16 protein-coding genes are annotated in these 20,089 nt (G+C 66.9%); 8 read left to right on the top strand and 8 right to left on the bottom strand.

What is annotated here, in order from left to right; translation table 11 throughout:
* Window positions 1-430 precede the first annotated feature (430 nt).
* Window positions 431-5,254: a beta strand repeat-containing protein gene (locus VT84_RS04860; protein ID WP_082838716.1), complete on the top strand. Its 4,824-nt coding sequence runs from the start codon at window positions 431-433 to the stop codon at window positions 5,252-5,254.
* Between the two features lie 184 nt (window positions 5,255-5,438).
* On the opposite strand, the gene VT84_RS04855 is transcribed toward VT84_RS04860, so the two are convergent.
* From VT84_RS04855 to VT84_RS04845, 3 genes are all read right to left on the bottom strand, one after another.
* Entirely contained in the window at window positions 5,439-5,747 is a 309-nt protein-coding gene (locus VT84_RS04855; RefSeq protein ID WP_082838715.1) for an ArsR/SmtB family transcription factor, read from the bottom strand.
* 324 nt (window positions 5,748-6,071) lie between these two features.
* Window positions 6,072-8,069 (bottom strand): methyl-accepting chemotaxis protein, encoded by a 1,998-nt coding sequence (locus tag VT84_RS04850; RefSeq protein ID WP_082838714.1) that lies wholly within the window; start codon window positions 8,067-8,069, stop codon window positions 6,072-6,074.
* 45 nt (window positions 8,070-8,114) lie between these two features.
* The gene (locus tag VT84_RS04845) at window positions 8,115-8,600 is read right to left on the bottom strand and encodes a chemotaxis protein CheW (protein WP_052552911.1); all 486 of its coding nucleotides are present in this window, start codon (window positions 8,598-8,600) and stop codon (window positions 8,115-8,117) included.
* Between the two features lie 514 nt (window positions 8,601-9,114).
* On the opposite strand from VT84_RS04845, the gene VT84_RS04840 reads away from it, so the two are divergent.
* The 3 genes from VT84_RS04840 to VT84_RS04830 all read left to right on the top strand — a co-directional run bounded on the left by VT84_RS04840 (window position 9,115) and on the right by VT84_RS04830 (window position 13,264).
* Complete coding sequence (locus VT84_RS04840; protein ID WP_082838713.1) at window positions 9,115-11,418, top strand: bifunctional SulP family inorganic anion transporter/carbonic anhydrase; 2,304 nt, start codon at window positions 9,115-9,117, stop codon at window positions 11,416-11,418.
* Between the two features lie 224 nt (window positions 11,419-11,642).
* Entirely contained in the window at window positions 11,643-12,671 is a 1,029-nt protein-coding gene (locus VT84_RS04835) for a diacylglycerol/lipid kinase family protein (protein WP_162271594.1), read from the top strand.
* The gene (locus VT84_RS04830) at window positions 12,671-13,264 is read left to right on the top strand and encodes a phosphatase PAP2 family protein (RefSeq protein WP_082838711.1); all 594 of its coding nucleotides are present in this window, start codon (window positions 12,671-12,673) and stop codon (window positions 13,262-13,264) included. Before VT84_RS04835 ends, VT84_RS04830 begins: the two co-directional genes overlap by 1 nt.
* Window positions 13,265-13,347: 83 nt before the next feature.
* On the opposite strand, the gene VT84_RS04825 is transcribed toward VT84_RS04830, so the two are convergent.
* Entirely contained in the window at window positions 13,348-13,656 is a 309-nt protein-coding gene (locus VT84_RS04825) for an ArsR/SmtB family transcription factor (protein ID WP_052552919.1), read from the bottom strand.
* 308 nt (window positions 13,657-13,964) lie between these two features.
* Here VT84_RS04825 and VT84_RS04820 point away from each other — a divergent pair, with 308 nt between their 5' ends.
* From VT84_RS04820 to VT84_RS04810, 3 genes are read left to right on the top strand one after another with little or no spacing between them, the layout of a single operon-like run.
* The gene (locus tag VT84_RS04820; RefSeq protein WP_052552921.1) at window positions 13,965-14,441 is read left to right on the top strand and encodes an RNA polymerase sigma factor; all 477 of its coding nucleotides are present in this window, start codon (window positions 13,965-13,967) and stop codon (window positions 14,439-14,441) included.
* A complete protein-coding gene (locus tag VT84_RS04815) occupies window positions 14,438-14,839 on the top strand; it encodes a hypothetical protein (RefSeq protein ID WP_052552931.1) in 402 nt (133 codons plus the stop codon). Before VT84_RS04820 ends, VT84_RS04815 begins: the two co-directional genes overlap by 4 nt.
* Window positions 14,840-14,887: 48 nt before the next feature.
* Entirely contained in the window at window positions 14,888-16,273 is a 1,386-nt protein-coding gene (locus tag VT84_RS04810) for a hypothetical protein (protein ID WP_082838710.1), read from the top strand.
* 69 nt (window positions 16,274-16,342) lie between these two features.
* Here the strand turns inward: VT84_RS04810 and VT84_RS04805 are convergent, their stop codons facing one another.
* The 4 genes from VT84_RS04805 to VT84_RS04790 form a co-directional block, all read right to left on the bottom strand.
* Window positions 16,343-16,594 (bottom strand): hypothetical protein, encoded by a 252-nt coding sequence (locus VT84_RS04805; protein WP_052552939.1) that lies wholly within the window; start codon window positions 16,592-16,594, stop codon window positions 16,343-16,345.
* 144 nt (window positions 16,595-16,738) lie between these two features.
* Window positions 16,739-17,266, bottom strand: a complete 528-nt coding sequence (locus VT84_RS04800) for a hypothetical protein (RefSeq protein ID WP_157469193.1) — start codon at window positions 17,264-17,266, stop codon at window positions 16,739-16,741.
* A 56-nt stretch (window positions 17,267-17,322) separates the two neighbouring features.
* Window positions 17,323-17,757 (bottom strand): hypothetical protein, encoded by a 435-nt coding sequence (locus VT84_RS40485; RefSeq protein WP_239465688.1) that lies wholly within the window; start codon window positions 17,755-17,757, stop codon window positions 17,323-17,325.
* Between the two features lie 325 nt (window positions 17,758-18,082).
* Window positions 18,083-19,066 (bottom strand): CBS domain-containing protein, encoded by a 984-nt coding sequence (locus VT84_RS04790; protein ID WP_082838709.1) that lies wholly within the window; start codon window positions 19,064-19,066, stop codon window positions 18,083-18,085.
* Between the two features lie 228 nt (window positions 19,067-19,294).
* Between VT84_RS04790 and VT84_RS04785 the strand changes: the two genes are divergently transcribed.
* Window positions 19,295-20,074, top strand: a complete 780-nt coding sequence (locus VT84_RS04785) for an ATP-binding protein (protein ID WP_052552947.1) — start codon at window positions 19,295-19,297, stop codon at window positions 20,072-20,074.
* The last annotated feature ends 15 nt before the right edge of the window (window positions 20,075-20,089 follow it).

Below are 20,089 nucleotides of genomic sequence, written 5' to 3'. Positions count from 1 at the left end.
TGTAAGAGGGCACCCGGAGCCAATCGGCGCGCGAATTTTGCAATCGAAGGGCCGCGACTCGCGAAATCGGAGCCGACCCGAAATGTTCTGTTTGATGTCGGACGTTGTGTGCGACAACGAATTCTTGAGCCGCTCGTTCGAGCTGGTTCCGGCCGATCCCCACATTTCAAGTCACCACCGCGTTGACCACCCGTGCGGAGTATTCGTCCGGGCGGAAATCTTCCGCGCAGGCCCGCACCGAAGCCGATGGGAGCTTCCGTTGTGACAAATTTCACACGGGTGGCCACTTCGTCGGGGCGAAAGTGGCATACGGTGCATAACGGGAGCCGCGCCCGTGCTCACTTTGCCAGCCTGATCGTTGCCATTTTCCCGGCGGTTTCGGTGCGTTAAACCGGTGCCCGCGCCGGGTATCGCACAGAGGTTCCTGTTAATGTCGTTCCGCACCAACCGGGAGGCGCCGCGTGGCCGCCCGACCCGCGGACCGTGGGGCTGGTCGGGTCCGGCGGCTGAAGGGGTGAATCGGGCGTTCCGGCTCTCGGTCGAGGCGCTCGAGGACCGGGTGGTCCCCGCGCTCGTCGCGCAGCGCGGCGACTTCGTCATGATCGGCAACACGCTGGCCCAGGACGCCGGACCGGGCGTGATCGCGCCGGTCAACGGAACAGTCGGGGGCGTTGGCACCAACACGAGCGACACCGCGCCCGACGTGTACTGGCGCGCCGACAGCCCGACCAACGGCTCCGCCACCGCGGACACCACCATCACGGCCCTGAACGCCCGCACCACGGCCGTCCTGAACCTGCCCGCGGGCGCGACAGTCACGCACGCATACCTGTACTGGGCGGGCACCGGCGCGCCGGACAACAACGCGCTCATCGAGCGCCCCGGTACCTTCTCCCAGAGCGTTACCGCAACCGCCACCTACACCGCGGCGCTCAACGGCCCGGCCTACATGGGCGTGGCCGACGTCACGGCGCTGGTGCAGCAATACGGCACCGGTGCGTACCGCATCGGCGACGTGGACTCACTGCCACTCGCCGACGTGAACCACTCGTCGCTCTTCGCCGGCTGGTCGATCGTTGTTATTTACGCCCGGAGCAGCGACCCGTTCCGCACCTTCTTCATCTCCGATCAGCTCAACCAGGTGCTCAGCGGCGGGTCCACCACGATCACGCTCAACGGGTTCACGGTGTCCAACCCGGGCGGGCGCCTCGGGGTCATCGCGTTCGACGGCGACGACTCGCTGAGCGGGGACGGGCTGTCGGTGAACGGCATCGCGCTGTCCAACGCCAACAACCCCGCGAACAACATCTTCAACGGTACCCGGACGAACAACGGGGCCGTCGTCAGCGATCCCAACGACCTGCCCCGGCTGACCGGGGGGCCGCGCAGCATGAGCGGCATCGACATCGACACGTTCGACCTCGCCGGGGCGCTGGTCGGCGGGCAGACCCAGGCGACCGCCCAGGCCACCACGAACAGTGACGTGTACCTCGTCGGCCCGCTGGTCCTCGCGATCAACAGCTTCGCCCCGGAGTTCGGTCCCTCCACCCTCACCGCGACCGACGGGAACGGCGGTCCGCTGCTGGCGGGCGACGTGGTGACCTACACCGTTACGGTGCAGAACCTCGGGGACGACGCCTCGGTGGGCTCCGCGCTGGCGGCCGCGCTGCCGACCGGCGTGACCTACGTGCCCGGGTCGATTCACATCACTTCGGGCTCCAATACCGGCACGCAGACGGACGCCACGGGCGACGACGCGGGCGGGTACGACCCGGTTACCCGGACCGTGTCCGTGAACCTCGGCACCGGGGCCGGGAGCGGAGGCGGCGGCCGGATCGGGATCGCGGAAACCACGACCGTCACGTTCCAAGTGATCGTGAACGTCGGCGCCACGCAGGTGGTCATGCCGGTGACGGTGTCCGGTGCCAGTGAAACCGGTACCACGGCGGTCGCGACCACGCTGACCAGCACCCTGAACGTTACCTCGAACACCGCACCGACGCTGACCGACCTGGACGGCGACTCGGTCCCCTGGGCCGGGGTCGGTAACACCGTGCGCCTGGACGCCGGGGCGCCTCTGACGGTCGGCGACGCGGACCTGGACGCTCTGAATGGCGGCCTCGGGGACTGGGCCGGCGCCGCGCTGACCGTCTGGCGGTCCGGTACCGCGGTCACCACCGACGTGTTCGGATTCGATCTGACCGGCGCGCTGTTCACCGTCAACGGGAACACCCTTGAAGCGGGCGGACTGGTGTTCGCCACATTTACCGGTACCGCGGGCGTGCTCACGGTCACGTTCACCAGTACCGGAACCGCGGCCACCACCGCACTGGTGCAAGACGTACTGCGCCGCGTCACGTACCGGAACGACACTCCCGCCGGCGACGCCTCCGTGCGGTTCGAGCTGAGCGACGGGGTTGTTGCTGCTGCGGCCACGGTCACGGTGACCTCGAACGAGATCTACGTGAACGACACCGGCGATACCGCCGATGCCGACCGCAACACGATTACTCTGCGCGAGGCCGCGTTGATCGCCGCAGCCCAGCCGGGCGCGCAAACGATCCGGTTCACCGGCGCTGCCTTCGCCGCACCCCAAACGATCGCACTCGGCTCGGCCCTCGCACTCGACGCGAACTTGGTACTCGACGCGAGCGGGGCGGCGGGCGTCACGATCACCGGCGCCGGTCTGCAACTGGGCGGCGCGCTCACTTACATCGCGGGTGCCGGCGATAGCGACACGATCGCGGTCGCGATTACGGGAAGCGGGAGCGTAACGAAGGCCGGGGCCGGAACGCTTACTCTTTCTGGCACGAACACCTACACCGGCACAACCACGGTGTCCGGCGGCACGCTGAGTGTCGCAAGCGGCACGAACATCGGGTCGGGAACCGTGGCGCTGGCCGCGGGCACGACGCTGGACATCACCGGCACAACCACGCTCGGTAATACGATCACCGGCGCCGGCGCTCTGACCAAGGCCGGTGCCGGCACGCTCACCCTGACCGGCACGAACACCTACACCGGCACGACCACGGTGTCCGGGGGCACGCTGAGCATCGCGAGTGACGCCAACCTCGGAACCGGGGCCGTGACACTGGGCGCCGGCACGACGCTGGACGTCACCGGCGCGACTACGATCGACAACGCGGTCACGCTCACTGGTGCCGCGACGATCAACAACGCGGTCACCGTCATCGTCTCGGGTGTCATCTCCGGGGCCAACAACCTGACCAAGGCCGGGGCCGGAACGCTCACACTCTCCGGAACCAACACCTACACCGGCACTACCACCGTCTCCACGGGCACGCTCAGCGTTGCCGCCGACGCGAACCTGGGCATCGGGGCCGTTTCCCTTGCCGCCGGCACGACGCTGGACGTCACCGGCGCGACCACGATCGACAACGCGGTCACACTCACCGGCGCCGCGACGATCCGCACCGGGGCCGATGTATTGTTGTCCGGCATCGTCGGCGGCGCGTTCGCGCTGACCAAGACCGGCACGGGCGCACTCACTCTATCCGCCACGAACACGCACAGCGGCACGTTTACGATCAGTGCCGGAACCGTGTTCGTGACCGGCACCCTCGCGAGTTCGGCGGTCGTCGTGAGTGCGGGGGCCGTGCTCGGTGGGACCGGGACCGTAACCGGTCCGGTGACCGCGGCGGGCACGGTGGCTGCTGGTGTTACCGGAGTCGGCGTTCTGACATTGGCTGGCGGGGTTACGTTCCAGAGCGGCGGAACGGTTGCGGTCGACCTGAACGGCATCGCTCCCGGCACCGGATACGACCAGGTGGCAACCGGCCCGGTCGTCTTGACGGGCGCGACGCTCTCCGCCGCGCTCGGGTTCGCGCCGTCGGGCGGGACGAGCTTCGTCGTCATCAACAACACCGGCGGGAGCCCGATCACTGGCACCTTCAACGGATTGCCCGAGGGCGCGACGGTCACAATCGGCGGGGTGCTGTTTACCATCAGTTACGTCGGCGGCACTGGGAACGACGTGGTCCTTACGGTTCCGGTGCCACCGACGGTGTCGATCGGGGACGTCACCGCGAGCGAAGGCGCGGACGGGCTCACCGCGTTCGTGTTCACGGTGCGCCTGTCCGGACCCAGCTTCACGCCGGTGACGGTCCTTTACACCACCGTCGGCGGCACCGCCGTTGCCGGTACCGACTTCGTCTCCACTACGGGCGCTCTGACCTTCGCGCCGGGCGTCACGGAGCTGACGGTTCTCGTCTCCGTGATCGGTGACCCGGTGCCGGAGTCGGACGAGTCATTCACCGTGGTACTCACGGGGGCGGCGAACGCGACCGTCGCACGCGGCACCGCCACCATCGCCGACGATGATCCGCCGCGGATCGTGATCGGCGTCGGTACGAGCGGCGCGACGGCCGGTATCGTTCAGCCGGTGAACCCGCTTACGGGGGCGCTGGGCGAATCGGTCCGGCCCTATGCGGGCTTCGCCGGGGACGTCCGGGTGTCGTCGGGCGACATTGATGGGGACGGGCTTACTGACATGATTACCGGCGCCGGGCCGGGGCCGATGGGCGGGCACGTGAAGGTGCTCGACGGCCGGACCGGGGCCGATCGGTTCAGTTTTCTGGCGTTCGAGGGGTTCCGTGGCGGGGTCCAGGTGTCGACGGGCGACATCGACGGGGACGGGCACGCGGACATCATCGTGGCGGCGGACGCGGGGGCGGTCCCGCACGTGAAGGTGTTCAGCGGGCGCGACGGGTCGCTGCTGCGGAGCTTCCTGGCCTACAATGCGGGGTTCCGCGGCGGGGTGCGGGTGTCCGCGGCGGACGTGAACGGGGACGGGTTCGACGACGTCGTGACCATGAGCGGCGTGGGATCGGCGCCGCACCTGCGGGTATTCAGTGGCGCCGACGGGACCGATCTGGTCAGCGTTTTGGTGGCGGGGCGCGCGACCGGCGGGCTGTACGTCGCGGCCGGCGACCTCGATGGTGACGGGCGCGCCGAAGTGGTGACCGGGGCCGGCTTCGGCGACCCGCCGATCGTGAACGTGTACAGCGGCCGGGACGAGTCCGTTCAGAAGACCTTTCTCGCGTACCTCGAAGGGTTCGTCGGCGGGGTGCGCGTGGGGGTCGAAGAGGTGAACGGGCGGGCGATGATCCTGACGGGCGCCGGCCCGGGGGCCGGACCGCACCTGTGTGCGTTCGAGTCCGACGGCGGCGATCCGCCGCTGAGCATGTTCGTTAGCTCGACCGACGTACACGGCGGCGTGTACGTCGGCTGAATCGATTATTTCAATTCCGCGGATTGGGTGCGTTGTGGTTCAGCGGGTGCCGCGGTGACCTGCACCGACTCGTGTGGATTACTGGGCTTTTTGTAGCCGGTCTCTGCGGGGCCGGGGAGCCACGAGCACGGGGCACGTCGGTTTCCAGAGACCGGCTACAGAAAGCCATCGACACGAGGCGGTATCACCCCAGGGGCACGGACACTTTGGCCCCGGACTCGTGAGACAGCTCCAGCATACCCTTCGCCACGGTCGCACCGTTCAGCGCGTAGATCATGAACCGCCCGTCCTTCTGGACGGTGACCAGCTCCGCTTCCCGCATGATCTTGAGGTGGTGCGACACGTTCACCATTTCCACGCCCAACTCGGTCGCGAGCTGGGTCACGGTCTTTTCCCCGGCCGCCAGCGCGTGGACCAGGGCCAGGCGGTTGTGTTCACCGATTGCGGCGATCCAGTCCGCTTGCAACTTCGATTCTTTTGAGGGCTTCGGCATTGGAAGTGATGTCTCGTGGTTGGAGGGGCGGCACGAGTGCGAGAACGCGCTCGCACACTAGGGGGAAGTTTAATTTACTGAAGATTTACCCAAAAAGAAGTCCGACTGATTAAGGAATAGACGGGGCGCCCCGGGCACTCGATCGGGTCGTAACACTGGATCAATGACTTGCGCGATTCCGCACCCACTCGTCCCCCGTGTCGCCGCGAGCGCGGGGTGGTCGGGGCGAGGGGAAACGCACGCGGCCCGCGGGATTTCCCGCGGGCCGCGTGCGCACGTTTGTGCGATTTTCCGTGATCGAGCCGGGGGGGGCTCGCGCCGCGTTTAGAACTCGGTAAAGCCGCCGTCACCGCCGAGCTGATCGAGTTCGTGCTTGCGCCCGTTACCGTTGCCGTTGGAGTGCCCGCTCTTGAGCGCCTTGGCCACCGCGGGCCGGGGCTTGGGCGCCGGGGCCTTGCTCCGGTGCGCGGGGCGCGGGACGGAGCGCCCGTTCTCGCTGAGTTTGAACCGGGCGACGAGGTCGCGGAGCTGGCCGGCCTGGTCCGTGAGGGTTTGAGCGGTCGCCGACATCTCTTCGGTTTGGGAGGCGTTCTTCTGGGTCACGGAGTCCATTTGGGAGACGGCCTTGTTGACCTGCTCGATGCCCGTGGACTGCTCCTTTCCGGCGGCCGCGATCTCGGTGATCAGGTCCGTCACGCGCTTCACGCTCGTCACGATCTCGCCCAGAGTCGAGCCGGACTGGTTCACGAGTTCGGTGCCCGCGTCCACTTTCTTCACCGAGTCCTCGATCAGCGACTTGATCTCCTTCGCGGACGTGGCCGAACGTTGTGCGAGGTTCCGAACCTCACTCGCGACGACCGCGAACCCGCGCCCCTGTTCCCCGGCCCGTGCCGCTTCGACCGCGGCGTTGAGCGCCAACAGGTTGGTTTGGAACGCGATCTCGTCGATCGTCGTGATGATGTCCGCGATCTTCTTCGAGGACTCGTTGATCTCGCTCATGGCCTCGACCGCGCTACCCACCACGCGCCCACCCTTCTCGGCCGTGTCCCGGGAGGTGCTCGCGAGCTGACGCGCCTGCTGGGCGCTGTCGGAGTTCTGGCGCACGGTCGCGGTGATCTCTTCGAGCGTGCTGGCGGTTTCTTCGAGGCTCGAGGCCTGTTCCTGGGCGCCGGTCGAGATCTCGTCGCTGGCCGCGGACAGTTGGCCCGAGGCGTCGGCGAGCTGCTCGGACACCTCGCGCACGCCTTCGAGGGCCGTTCGCATCGAGGCGACCGCTTTGTTGAGCGAGGACGCCATTTGGCCCACCTCGTCGGTACCCAGGTTCGGAACCTCCTGGGTGAAGTCCCCGGCGGCCAGTGCGTTGACCGAAACCGTGACGGCCGCGATCTTGCGCTGGAGCTCGGTCGCGCGGGCCAGTTCCTGTTCGGCCCGGGCCCGTGTTTCCGCGGCCTCGCGCTCGGTGCGCTCCCGGGCCTCGGCGGCCTCGCGCTCGATCCGCACCCGGTCCCTCTCGGCTTGAGCCCTCTCGGCCTCTTTCGCCGCGACGAGCGACCCGATGGCCGTGTTCAGGGCCGTGGCCATGCGCCCGACCTCGTCCAACGTGTCGATCTCGGCGCGCTGGGTCAGATCGCCCTTCGCAACACCCTCGAGCACAGTCAGGCACCGGTTCATCGGTCCGGTAATGAGCTGGGCAATCGTGTACCCCAGGGCCAGCCCGCCCACGATCCCCCCGAGTACGATCACCATCATGGTGGCCCGGGTTTCCCGGTACGTCTCGGCCCCGCTCTCGAACGATTGCTGGCTCACCTTGAACTTGGCGTCCCGCAGCGCCCCCATCCCGGCCACCAGTTGGCCCGCACCGGTGACCGAGGACTTGAGCACCTCGCGCGCCTCCTTGTCGCGCCCGGCCTCGGCCAGCGTGTTGGCCTGCCCGAGGCGCTCGAGCCACGGCCCCAGGTGGGGCTTGACCTCGGCCAGTTTCTGTTTCGCCTCCGCGGTGATGAGCATCTTCTCCGCGAGATCCATGTTAGCCTGAACGTCGCGCAGGTACTGGCGCGTCTGGTCCGCGTTCTTCCGGCGCTCCTCGGGCGTGTCGGACAGGATCGTCATGCGCACCCCGCGCCCGCCCAGCGCGACCGAGGTGCACGTCTCGTCGATCGCGTGCATCCCCTTGAGGTGCTTCTCGTACAGTGTCTCCGAATTGTCCTGAAGGGTCTTCATGTTCGAGATCGACATGTACCCCATACCGGCCATGAGGGCCGAGAGGGTGCAGAACCCGATGAGCAACTTGGTCATCGTTTGGCGGTTGCGGAACCAGTTCATGGGCGCCTTTCGTGTGTGCGTGGCGGATCCGGTCGGGGTGCGCAATTAAGCGGAGAGTGAGGGCTCGGCGGCGTTGCCGATCAGTTTGTCGATGTTGAGTAGTGAGACGAGGCGCTCGCCGGTGCGCGCGATCCCGGTGAGGAACGAGGTATCGACGCCCGCGCCCAGGTCCGGGGCCGGGAGCTTCTCGTCGGACTCCACGTTGAGCACGTCGGACACCGCGTCCACGACCAGGCCCACGATCTTGGTGCCCACGGTCACGACGATGATGACCGTGAACACGGTGTACTCGGCCTCGCGCATGCCCAGGCGGATGCGCAGGTCGATGACCGGGACCACGCTCCCGCGCAGGTTCATGACCCCCTTCATCTCGGGCGGCGTGTTGGGCAGCGGGGTGATGCGCGAGTACCCCTTGATTTCTTGCACGCGCAGGATCTCGACCCCGTATTCCTCTTCACCCAACCGGAACGCCAGGAACTGGCTCCCGTGGGTTACGAGTTCGGCCGCCTCGTTCGTATCGAGTGAACTCACAGCTCATCTCCCTCGTGAATGTGCCAGGACGCGCGCGCCGGTTCCGGGCCGCCGAGCGACCGGGCCCAACGTGGTGTGCTCCTTTTGCCTCGGCTATCTGCCCGACGGTAACAGGGCGACAATTGAGTATCGTGACTCAAGCGAGTGCTTTGCCCGACAACCCTAGCACGCGGTAGAGGGGAGCGCATTTCTGGCAATAATTGATTTAATCGGGTAACAATTGACCAGAATTTGAACACGTCGCGCCCGGGCACCGGTCCGCGTCGCATGTCTTGAGAACCCGGTAACCCTGCTCCGACGCGCGGGTTAAGTTGTGGACGGGCGCAAAAAGTAAGGGGCGCGCAGAATTCGCCCCGGTTACGCGGGGCGGGCGTGTCTGATTCCCGCATAACCCGATCCGGTCGTGGAAGCGCTGACCGCGTGCAGCTTTATCCCAGTGATCCAGAAAAAACGAGCCGCGCCGCCGTTCGCTGTAAAACGTTTCTGACGCAGACACTCTCCTGGGGATCGCACCATGACATCGACGAACGGGCCGGCGGGTGCCCCGCTCCCCACCGGCGGGGCCGCACTCCCGCGTGACCTGGCGGCCGGGTTGGTCGTGTTCCTGGTGGCACTGCCACTGTGTTTGGGGGTCGCGCTGGCATCCAACGCGCCGCTCTTCGCGGGCGTGGTAGCGGGTGTTGTCGGTGGGATTCTGGTCGGCATTTTGAGCGGGTCGCACACGAGCGTGAGCGGCCCGGCCGCGGGCCTGACCGCCGTGGTCGCCGCACAACTCGCCGCGCTGGGATCGTTCCCGGCGTTCCTGATGGCCCTGGTTCTCGCGGGCCTGATCCAGGTCGTTTTGGGGCTTGTGCGCGGCGGGTTCATTGCCGCGTTCTTCCCGTCGAGCGTTATTAAGGGGCTGTTAGCCGCGATCGGCGTCATCCTCATTCTGAAGCAGATCCCGCACGTTGTGGGGCACGACGCGGACCCGGAAGGGGACATGGCGTTCCAGCAACCGGACCAGCAGAGCACGTTCTCCGAACTGGTCGAGGTGCTCGGTGACTTGCACCCCGGTGCGGCCGTCATCGGCGTGCTCTCGATCGCCCTGTTGGTGGTCTGGGGCCGGTGGAAGGTGTTGAAAACGTCGCTGGTGCCGGCGCCGCTGATCGTGGTCCTCCTGGGTGTGGGGCTGAGCCTCGCGTTCCGGGAACTGGGCGGCTCGTGGGTGATCGGATCGGGCCACCTCGTTCAGGTGCCGGTCGCGGGCAGCGCGGCCGAGTTCTTCGGCCTCCTTCAGGCGCCGGACTTCGCGCAGTTGACGCGCCCCGCAGTTTACATGGCGGCTCTCACGTTGGCCGCGGTCGCGTCGCTGGAGACGCTGCTGAACCTGGAAGCGGTGGACAAGCTCGATCCGCGCCGGCGCGTGTCCCCGCCGAACCGGGAGTTGATGGCCCAGGGCGCCGGGAACGTCGTGTGCGGGTTGCTCGGCGGGCTGCCGGTCACCTCGGTCATCGTCCGCAGTTCGGTCAACATCCACGCCGGCGGGCGGACGAAGCGGTCGACCGTGGTTCACGGGCTTCTGCTCCTGGGCAGCGTCGCGCTTCTGGCGCCGTGGTTGAACCTGATCCCGCTGTCGTGCCTGGCGGCCATTCTCCTGGTCACCGGGGTCAAACTCGCGAGCCCAGCACTCGTGCGCCAGATGTGGGCCGAGGGCCGGGCGCAGTTCCTCCCGTTCGCGACGACGGTGATCGCCATCGTCCTCACCGACCTGCTCGTCGGGGTCCTGATCGGGCTGGGCGTCAGTGCGGCGTTCATCCTGTGGAGTAACGCGCGGCGCCCGATCCGCGTCATCGTGGAGCGGCGCCTGAGCGGAGAGGTCGTCCGCGTCGAACTGGCGAACCAGGTGAGCTTCCTGAACCGCTCGGCGCTGGCCGACGTTCTCGACGCGGTGCCGGCCGGCGGGCACGTCCTGCTGGACGCGACCGGGACCGACTACATCGACCCGGACGTCCTGGAACTGCTCCGCGACTTCGCCGAGCAAACGGGACCGGCCCGGGGCGTATCGGTCAGCCGGGTCGGGTTCCGGAGCCGCTACCGGCTCGCGGACCAGACCCAGTTCGTCGACTACTCGACCCGCGAGTTGCAAGCGGCCATGACGCCCGAGCAGGTGGTTCAGGTTCTCAAGGACGGGCACGAGCGGTTCCGCACGGGCCAGCGCCTGACCCGGGACTTGGGGCGCCAGGTGGAGGCGACCGCGGCCGGGCAGCACCCGCTCGCCGTGGTCCTCAGTTGCATCGACTCGCGCACCCCGGCGGAGCTTATCTTCGACCTGGGGGTGGGGGACGTGTTCAGCGTCCGCGTGGCCGGTAACGTGACCAGTCGGAAAATTTTGGGGAGCATCGAGTACGGGTGCGCGGTGGCCGGGGCGAAGTTGATCGTGGTAATGGGCCACACCCGGTGCGGGGCCGTGGGCGCGGCCGTGGACCTCGTGTGCTCGGCTCAAACCGCGGCCGAGGCCACGGGGTGCCAGCACCTGGACCACGTCATCACCGCCATCCAGCGCTCGGTCGACCCGCACGTGTGTCACCGGGTCGAGCGCATGGCCCCGGCCGAGAAGCAGGCGTTCGTGAACACGGTGGCCCGGGAGAACGTGCGCCGGTCGGTCGCGGACCTGCTCGGGCAGAGCGAGACGCTCGCGGGCCTCGTGAAGCAGGGGCGGATCATGGTCGTCGGGGCGCTGTACGACGTGGCCACGGGCGGGATCGAGTTCTTGTCGGAAACGGCCGGCACCCCGCCGCACGCGAGCACGGACGGGAACGTGGCGCGCGAATCGTGAGTGCTCTCGCGTACTTCAATTTCACCCGGCCTTCCGAGCAAACGCGGTAGAGGGCACATTCGGCACGACGTTCGCAAAGAATGACGCGCATGTCCCCCGCGTGCGGCAACGGCGCGGGCGGTTCCACTACGAGTATCGATTCACCGGTTTTGCGCTCGAACATGAAATGCGATCATCTAACGGCGTCCCAACCCCCAGGGGGCGCCGGGGCCACGAAGGTCTGCGTGCTCTTTAATCCCCGGGCCGGATCAGCCGATCGGATCGAGGAACTGCGCGCCGCTCTTGCGGCGGATCCGCGTGTCACACTGCGCGAACTCGGACCCGACGACGATCTGGGTCGAGCCGCGGGTGAAGCGGGGGCCACTTACGACGTGGTGGCCGTGGCCGGCGGTGACGGGACGGTTCACGCCGCGATCAACGGGCTGGTGACGGCCCGCGCGGGTGCAACTCTGGCCGTGATTCCTCTCGGCACGGGTAACGACTTCTGCCGCACGATGGCGATCCCACTCGATCCGGTCGAGGCCGTCGCACTACTTCGTACCGGTCAGCCCCGCGCGGTCGACGTAGCGAAGTTGGGCGGTGACCGGACCGGGTTCATGGTGAACGCCGCGACCGGCGGGTTCAGCGGGCGGGTGGCGGCCGACGTAACCCCGGACCTGAAAGCATTCTGGGGACCACTCGCGTACCTGCGCGGGGCCGTCGGTACTGTCACGAACCCGCCTCAATACCGGCTCACGGTGCGCTTCGACGGCGGCGCTCCCGAGTCGTTCGACGCCCTGAACGTGGTGGTGGCGAACGCGCGCACCGCGGGCGGGGGAACACCGGTCGCGCCGACCGCGAACCCGGAGGACGGGCTCCTGGACGTGGTCATCGTCCGGTCCGCGGGGGCACTCGAACTGTCGGTGGTCGCGGCCCGGCTCATGCACGGCGACTATCTCGGCGACGAGAACGTGGTCCACCGGCTCGCCCGGAAGGTCGAAATCGAGTCGCACCCGGCGCTCCCCGTGAGCATCGACGGCGAACTGGACGAGGGCGCGCGGTTCACGTTCGAGGTGGTGCCCGGTGCGCTCCGGGTGCTCGCCGGGCCGGAGTACCGTGCGCGGGCCGAGGTCGAACGGCCCCTGGAGGAGCACGAGGTTCCGTCGGTCCCCAAAAAGGGAATCGGGCCGCGGCTCTTCGGGCTGCTGGGCGGGGCACTGCTGCTGGCAAAGCGGACCCCGGGGCGGCTCTGGCCGGGTTCGCGGCGGCTCTGATGATCCTTGTGTTCGCGTGGGTGGCGCGAGGGGTGGTTGGTGAGCGGTGGCGCGATTGGGACGAGCGCGTGGGCGCGGCGACGCGCGACGGGGCGGGCTGGTCCGGTGCCGCGGTCGCGGTAACGACCCTGGGTGATGCCGGCCCGTTCGCCGCGCTGGTGATTGTCACGGTGGCGGCGCTCGTGGCCCGGCGGCGCTATGTGGACGCGGCGGCGCTGCTCGCGGTGGTGGGTGGGGTGCTGATACTGGAGGGCGTTCTCAAGCCCCTGTTCGCGGTCGCCCGCCCGGTGCTACCCGTTCCCCGGCACGCGGCCCAGGGGTTCAGCTTCCCGAGCGGGCACGCGCTGCGTGCGGTCGGGTTCTTCGGGTACCTGGGCGGAATAGCCCTTGCGAGCGCGTGGCACGTGTGGGGGCGCCTGGGGGTAGCAGTCGGGTGCGCGGTACTGGCCGTCGCGGTGTGTTGGAGCCGGGTGTACCTGGGAGTGCACCACCCAACGGACGTGATTGCCGGAGCACTGGCCGCCGGCGCCTGGGTCGCGACTTGCCTGCTCGGGCGGCACTACGCGATGGACCGGATGAACGGTCGCGGATAAAGCCCCGACGCTCGCCGGGGCCGTGCTGGGGAACTGTGCGCCGGTAACCGAACGGCACTACCGGCACACAGTTCCTTCTCTTTTTATTCCAGCGGCAGGAACACTTTGGACCCGGACGAGTGAACCAATTCCAGGGTCGTTCCGACGACTTTGGCGTCGACGAGCGCGTAAATCATGTACCGCCCGTCCCGCGTCACGGTCACCAATCCGGTGTCTTTCAGCAGGCTCAGGTGGTGCGACACGTTCACCATCTCGGCCCCGACCTCGCGGGCCAGGTTGGTCACGGTCTTTTCGCCGGCGGCGAGCGCGCGGATCAGGGCCAGGCGGGTGGGTTCCCCGAAGGCCGCGAGCCATTCGGCTTGTAATTTTGCGTCTTTGGGTGGTTTTGCCATTGGAGGTACGACTCGTGGGTCGGGTGAAAGCGGATCACGGCTCCGGGGTGCGTGAACCGGAGCGCGGCCGTTTCGGGTGATAGTTGGATCGGAATTGATTTATTGAAAGATTGCCCAAAAAGGAATCGATTCGACAAATAAATTGCCGGATTAGTGCATCAATTGTTGACGCAGGCGCCCGGTGGCTGTTCGCTCATACCGACATCATAACCCGTTTGCGGGGCGGATCGCGGCCCGAAACGCGGTTCGTGGTTCCAAAAAGGTAAAAGGCGCGCGGAAAATCCGCACCCCGGTGTCGTCCCCCTTCTATGACCGCACGGCAAATCGCCGAACTGATCGCCTCGCACGCGGCCGTGCTCGCGCTGTTCGCCCGCCAGTGGTGCGCGGACCCGGAGGACGCGGTCCAGGATGCGTTTTGCAAGCTCGTGCGCCAGTCCGTACCCCCGGGCGACCCGGTCGCGTGGCTGTTCCGCGTGGTGCGAACCACCGCCATTGACCGCGGGCGCGTGGACCGGCGCCGCGTGAAACGCGAGAGCGTCACCGCGCGGCCCGAGCGCTGGTTCGCGGAGCGCGAGGTCGACGGGCTAGACGCGCCGACGGCGGTCGCAGCGCTGGGCGCGCTCCCGGCCGAGTTGCGCGAGGTGATTGTCGCGCGGCTCTGGGGCGGGATGACGCTGGAGCAGGTGGCGGCGGTCGCGGGCTGTTCGCTCACCACCGCGCACCGGCGGTACGAGGCCGGGATTGTGGCCCTGCGAGAAAGGCTCGGTGTGACGTGTCCGAAATGACCCCCGACCCGGTCGCGAAACTCGCGCAGTTCACCCCTGCTGCTTCGATCGATGCGGCCGAGCTACTGTTTGCGGTCGGGCGCGCTTCAGCCCGCACGCATTGGGGGTGGAAGGTTGCGGTCGCGGGGCTGGTGGTATCGAATATCGCACTTGGTGCGATTCTCTCGTTCGCTCCGCGCAGCGCGCCGCCCGCGGCTCCGGTTCCCGTTGTTTCACCCCCCGAGCCGGCACCAGCACCGCCGGCGTCCGCTCCGGCCCCAACCGACGAGCCGTGGAGCTACCGCACGCTCCGCGCAACGGACCTGGAGCGCTCGCCGCAAATGGAGCCGATCGCGAACCTCGTTCCGGGCAACGAACCGCTCACGGCCCGGTCCGGGCGCCGCGGTGACATCGACTGACGATCGATCCCCCTATTTCACATACCAAACTTCATTCGGAGGCATCTGATGCGTTGCCGTTGGTCCCTGTTTGCGCTCGCGGTCGTATTCGTTGGGGCGCCCGCAGCGCCCGGCCAACCGCCGATCGAACCGAAGGACGGCAAGTACGTCGTCGAGTTCACCGTGGACGCGGTCGCCCCGGCGCGCCCGGCGCTCAAGCACCGGCTCCTTCCGGACCCGCGTGACCTGCAACCCGGGAACCAGATTCAGGCGTTCTACAAGTGCTTCTTCGAGCAGAACAAGCTGTTCCACGCCAAGGAATCGACGGACAAACAGCAAAAGTGGAACACCGCGCCACTGAAGGATTTGGTCACTGAGAAAGAACTGGTGAACTACGGTGGCGGCGCAGTCAAACAGGCGTTCTACGCGGCACGGCTCGACGCGGTGAACTGGGAACTCACGCACCAGGCCCGGGTCGAGGGCGTGGAGTTGCTCCTCCCGGACGTGCAGCAGATGCGGATGCTCACCACGGTGATGAAGGTCCGCGCACGCGGCGAGATCGCGCGCGGCGAGTTCGGCGCCGCGCTTCAGACGCTCCAGGCGCAGTTCGCTCTGGCCCGCACGTTCAACGAGCACCCGACGCTCATCGGCCACCTCGTCGGCATCGCTCTCGGCATGGTCGCGGCCACCGAACTGGAAGAGTTCGTGCAGCAGCCGGGCGCGCCGAATCTATTCTGGGCGCTCACCGACCTCCCGCGCCCGTTAATCGACCTGCGCAAGGGGCACGAGGGCGAGCGGCGGTTGGTCGGGAAAGAGTACGACGTGTTGCGGAAGGCGGTTCAGGTTTCGGAACCGGAGCTGACGGCGCGGATCAAGATGCTCGACACGATCAACGGGTTGGGGGACGGCAAGAGTGCCACGCCGAGTGCGTGGTGTGCGAAGCAATCGCGAGACAAGGACGCGGTCGCGGCCGCAACGACCCGGCTCACGGAAGCCGGTCACAAGGCCGACGCCCTGGCAAAACTGTCACCGCTCCAAGTGATCCTAATGGACGACTTCTTGCAGTACGAAAATGAACTCGACGACAACATGAAATGGACCAACGTTCCATTTTGGCGCGCGCCCGCGGATTTCGGCACGCAGAAGCACCCGGGCGCGTTCGGTACCCTTCTCCCGGTTTACAAGAAGGTGACGCTGGCGCGGGTCCGGTTGGAGCAACTCGTCGCGCAACTGACCGTGGTAGAGGCCGTGCGTGCGCACGCGGCCGAGAACGGAGGACAGTTACCGACCGCTCTCGACGCGGTGAAACTCCCGCTCCCGATCGATCCGATTTCGGGCAAACTGTTCGTGTACGAGGTGAAGGAGAACCGGGCGACGATCCGCGGTACCCCTCCACCGGGACAGGAGCAGTGGCCGACTTCCAACCGCGTTTACGAGGTCACGGTGCGGAAGTGAGACGAGTTGAGCGCCTGTGACAGCGCTTGGGCCGCGCTGCGTCATCAGCGTGGCCCGATTGCGTACTGGTTAATCCGCTCCCAGATCCTCGATGAATCGCGTCGACGGGTGCACGCGCTCGTACTCCACGGCGAAGTGGTCGGCCACGATCCGCCGCACCTTCAACGCGACTTTGGGGTCGGTACCCGGCGAACACAGCGCCAGGAACTCGGCGTCCGAAATGGGCGGGAACTGTTCCTCGAACATCCGGCGCCTCCGTTTGGCCATGAGGTAGAGGCTCACGAGAAGCCCGATGCCCACGCAAACCGCATACGAACTCATCGCGCGCCTCTGAAACGCATCAACACGATTTTCGCCGGCACTCGACACAGCGTATCACGGCCGCACTCAACTCGCTATTCCTTGCCGAGCACGAGATCCACGACCCAGCACCAGCGAAGGTGAGGCGTCGAAGCGAGATGTGCATCAATCGGCTCGCACCGGTACCTCGACCGCAGTCCCGGCGGGCTTTACCCACAGCGTGACATCCATACCAAACTGGATGTCGAACTCGTCCTGGACGAGCACAAACGTGGCGTCAGCCAGAGCCCACCCGACGAACGAATACGGCCATCCGGAGCGATGATTGTAGGTGTACTCGCCCGATCGTGTCTCCGCTCCTAGCGCATCGGAAAGATTATTGGACAAAATCTGGAACGCGCGATCGAACGGTTCGCGAGAGGTGCGATAGTTTCCAAAATAATACAGTGGCACGAATGCCCACGGGCGGGAACCGCTCTCCGCAACCTGTATCGACAGTGAGGCCGAACCTAACTCGTCTGGAGCCCCCGTCGGCCGCATATCGTACCGAAGGTATCCCAGATCCAGTTCATCGTCGATTAGCTCCCACCGAGCAGATCGGCACACATCCTTAGTGGGCTCGTAGGCAAACCCGACATGCGCGATTGCCCGCAGCGCCACGATTGTGAATTCGGATAGCGTGATTGGTTCCATGCAGATTTTTTAGGGAGCCTACTTGGGGTATGACCGCCCGCTGTCGCATTCCCTCGCTATTCCTTGCCAAGCACCAGATCCACAACCCAGCACCCGCGCACATGGGCACCCGGTCGTCGGCAGTGGTTCAGCACATCGGCGCTGTCACATCCGGCGTCTTGGAGCGCATCGGCCAGAATGGGCATCGCAGAGAAGTCCCGGGACTCGTACATTTGGGACGCCAGCGTGGTGGCGGTGGATGTGCGCCAATCGAGGGAGAAGGCGACGGGGCGGAACGGATTGCCGAAGATGTCGCGGAGGAGTGCAGTTTGATTGCTCCGCTCCGCCTGCCAGCGGGCAGCGAAATCACCGACATCGGTCCAAGCGGCTGCCTGGGCCGCCCGTTTGCCACAATCACGGGCGACGCGGCGCAGTGACTTCGTGGCCGCGAACGACAACTCGGCCGCCACACAGACTTCTTTCGTCCTTTTCACGTCGTCGTACAACTCCATCCTCACCGCCTCACTCTGCTTCCTCGCTTCGGCCCGTAGTCTCTCGGCCGTAGTCCCGTCCGCGTATCTCTCTAACATGTCGATCACCCGCCCCAATCTCTCGTCCCTCACCACGGCCCAAGCCCTGTGGCAGCACGCGCAGGAGAACAGTCGTAATTTGTGATCGCGAGCCGTGTTTCCGACCTGTGACAACATCGCTTCGGGGTCTGCGCACTTCGACCACTCCGCTTCGGTCATCGGGAGCCCTCCTTACCTTCAGCATCACCGAATCTGGTGCCCGAGCAAGTGCGATCGCCGTCGTATGCGGTCGCAACGCGGTCGAAGATCAACGCAGCAGCCACCGCCCGAGGTTGAAGTACAGCAGCAGGGTGACCATGTCGGCCGCGGCCAGTGCGAGCGGGCCGCTGGCGACTTGCGGGTCGCGTCGCACGAGCCGCAACAGGAACGGCAGCGCGATCCCGATTGCGGCTGACCCCGCGACCCCGCCCGCGATCCCGATGAACAAACTCAGACCGGCCATCGCGCTCCCTTTCCAGACGAACGCGACCACGCCGACGATCAGTCCGCACACCGCTCCCAGTAGCAGCCCGACCAACAGTTCTCGGCCGGCTTTCTGGGCCAGCACGCCCCACGTCGGTCGGCGCCCGTGTAGCGTCTGGAGCGCGAGGCTGACGGACTGGATCGCGACGCCCTCCGCCATGCCCGTTACGAGCGCGATGAACGGGGTGACTAGCGCGAGCGTGGCCACGTCCTCGTAGGCGTCGGCGATCACGGCCGCGATCATCCCGCCCACCACGTTGCACAGTAGCCACGGGAACCGCTTGCGCACCGCGAGTACCGTTTGGCGCTGTTCGGCTTCGGTCAGGTACACACCGACGAGCTGGAACAGGTCGTCGCTTTCCTGGCGCTTCTCCAGGTCGGTCAGCTCGTCGGTGTACAGGTCCACGTCCACCAACCCGAGCAACTTCCCCTCCGCGTCCACGACCGGGAACGCGAGCAACTTGTGGAGCGTGAAGAACTCGCATGCATCGAGCACGGTCGCGGTGTGCGGAACCGCCACCACAGGCGCGATCATGACTTCCGTGATTGGGGTGGCCGGGGCCGCGCGGAGGATGCGCCGCGTGGGGACGACGCCCACGAGCCGGTCCGCGTCGTCCACGACGTAGAAGTACACGACCCGGCCCCCGATCTCGTGGTCCCGGATGTACTCGAGCGCCTGGGCCACGGACGCGCCGGCCGGGATGCGAGTGGGGTCGGTGCGCATGTGCGCGGTGACGGGGTCGGTGAGGATCTGGCGGGCACTGGACATGGAACCTCCGTTCGGTCACCGCGGGCACACGGCACAGTCGGTCTTCAGCGGAAAGGCGCCGGGTTATCGGTACGGAGTCGGGGGCGGAAGTGGTAACCGTGCGCCCGCACGCGGCCCGAGAGAAAGTGGCAATTGCAAATCGTGCGATTTTTCACATCCCAATGGCGCGGACCGGGTTTATGCTACTTTTGCCAGATCGCTCACTTTACCCATTCCCTGAAAAGTCCCATGCTCCCGCCCCTCAGCCAAGCCGAGCTGAAGGTCAGCGCGGCCCCCGACCCCGACCCGCACGCGGAGGATCACGCGCGCGAGGCTCAAAAAATGGAAGCCCTCGGCCGGGCCACGGCCGGGGCTACCCATGATTTCAACAACCTACTCACGGCCATTAACGGCTTCGCGGACCTGGCCCTCGACCGGCTCCCGCCGGACGACCCGGTGCGCGAATTCGTGTGGCAGATCCGGCGCGCCGGTGAGAGCGCGACGCTGCTCAACCAGCAGCTCGCGGCGTTCGCGCGCCCGACCCGCGCTAAGCCGCCGATCGACCTCAACACGCTGGTTCACGAACTGGTCCCGATCATCGACCGGGTCGTCGGCCCCGACGTCGCCGTGTCGGTCGTCCTGGCCCCCGACTTGTGGGCGACCGGGGCCGAGCACGCCCGCGTGGAGCAGGTGCTTCTGGACCTGTGTGCCCGCGCCCGGGACACGATGCCCCGGGGCGGGCAACTGCGCATCGAAACCGCAAATGTGGAACCGGAGCAGCCGGGCGCGGGCCGGTGCGTGCGGCTGGTGGTCGCCGATACCGGGCGCGGGATGATCCCCGGGGACCAGAACAAACTGTTCGGATCGGCGCTCATGAATCAGGAGCCCGCGCGGGTGCTGGCCCCGGTGTTCGCGGCGGTTCAGCGGATCGGCGGGCGCGTCACGATTTCCAGCGTGTTGGGGCGCGGGAGCACATTTAACGTGGATCTCCCCGTGGCGCAGGGACCGGAGCCCGACGGTACGTGCTGAGTGTTTCACTTCTAT

The sequence above is a fragment of the Gemmata sp. SH-PL17 genome (genome assembly GCF_001610855.1).
Taxonomy (GTDB): domain Bacteria; phylum Planctomycetota; class Planctomycetia; order Gemmatales; family Gemmataceae; genus Gemmata; species Gemmata massiliana.
Note: the sequence above shows the minus strand (reverse complement) of the source record. Positions and strands in the feature narration are given on the sequence as shown.